Annotated in this window: 1 pseudogene; it reads left to right on the top strand. The window is 38.1% G+C overall.

Annotated features, from left to right (window positions below):
* Positions 1–67: 67 nt before the first annotated feature.
* A pseudogene (locus AVJ20_RS18040) lies at positions 68–922 on the top strand (IS3-like element ISAba22 family transposase); the annotation flags it as partial.

The following is a 922-nucleotide window of genomic DNA, read 5'->3' as shown; positions in this document are numbered from 1 at the left end:
TTGATGTGTGCTGAAAAAAGAGGAGGTTTTAACTTGGTAAACTAAACACACTCATCAGGAGTTTACCATGAGCAAGAAACACAAGACTTACACCACAGAATTTAAAGCTGAAGCCATCAAATTAATTGAAGCCAATCAAGGCAATGTCTCGGAAACAGCTAGACAACTTAGCATTTCAATGCAAACTCTTTCAAATTGGAATACCAAAGCAAAGGCTGGAACTTTAGCAGGTACAAAACAATATTCACCTGATCTAAACGCTCTACTCGAAGAAAATAAAAAACTCAAACAACAGCTCAAAATAGCTGAAATGGAACGTGAATTTTTAAAAAAGGCAGCAGCGTACTTTGCCAAAGAAAGTCAGTAAGGTACGCCTATATGAAACAAAAAAGATATTCTTTTCCAATTACCTTAATGGCTCGATTACTTCATGTTTCAGTTTCATGTTTTTATGATTGGCTCAAGAGAGGCGTGAGCAAAAGAACGATTCAACGAAATCAACAGACGATATTGGTGAAAATAGCCCATGAGGAGACAAGGCAGAGCTATGGTTATATTCGATTAACCAAATACTTACAAGCTCAGGGTATAAAAATGAGTATGTACGCTGTACGTCAGATAAAAGCGCTGAACCACCTGTATTGTAAGCGACACAAGCGTTTTAAAAGGACTACGAATAGTGACCATAATCGAGCGATCTATGAAAACCTGCTGGAGCAACAATTCTCAATGACTAGACCAAATCAAGCATGGTCAAGTGATATTACGTACATATGGACTGTTGAAGGATGGCTGTATTTAGCAGCGGTAAAAGACCTTTACACGAAGCAAGTGGTTGGCTATAGCTTAAATGAGCGCATGACAACACAGCTTGTTTGTAATGCGCTAAATATGGCTATTCACAATCAAAAACCAACCAAAG

The organism is Acinetobacter sp. CFCC 11171, assembly GCF_003268405.1.
GTDB classification, from domain to species: domain Bacteria; phylum Pseudomonadota; class Gammaproteobacteria; order Pseudomonadales; family Moraxellaceae; genus Acinetobacter; species Acinetobacter amyesii.
Note: the sequence above shows the minus strand (reverse complement) of the source record. Positions and strands in the feature narration are given on the sequence as shown.